Here is a 374-nt window from a genome sequence, read left to right on the forward strand (position 1 = left end):
ACGCTCGTCAGGATCGGCGACCATCCGCAGCGTCGATCCCCGATGGCCGTCCTGCCCGCCGGGCCTGCGGCCGGTCTTCGTCCGCAACGATTTCGGGGGTGGCTTGGCCAGCCCGTCCGAACTCGGCGGCTTCGACGAGTTCCGCGACGTCTTCGCGACCTGGGCTTCCAGCTCGGCGATCCGCGCCCGAGCCTGTTCCACCTCGGCCCGCAACCGCGTGATCAGCGCCGCCTGCTCCACCACCAGCGCCGCGAGCTCGTCATACGACGGCACCGGCAGCGCGGGCGGATCATCGGACACACCCGAACCCTACGGACCGATCAACCACGCGACACCAACGCTCCGGCGCTACCAGATCACCGAACAGCCCCAGC

The 374-nt window shown here is 70.1% G+C and carries 1 protein-coding gene; it reads right to left on the reverse strand.

The annotated features are described in order from the left end of the window. A partial coding sequence (locus MXD60_RS26340; protein ID WP_248822399.1) for a DUF6444 domain-containing protein occupies positions 1-300 on the reverse strand: 300 nt, incomplete at its 3' end. Positions 301-374: the final 74 nt, after the last annotated feature.

Origin of the sequence: Frankia sp. AgB32, assembly GCF_023243045.1 — a bacterium.
Lineage (GTDB): Bacteria > Actinomycetota > Actinomycetes > Frankiales > Frankiaceae > Frankia.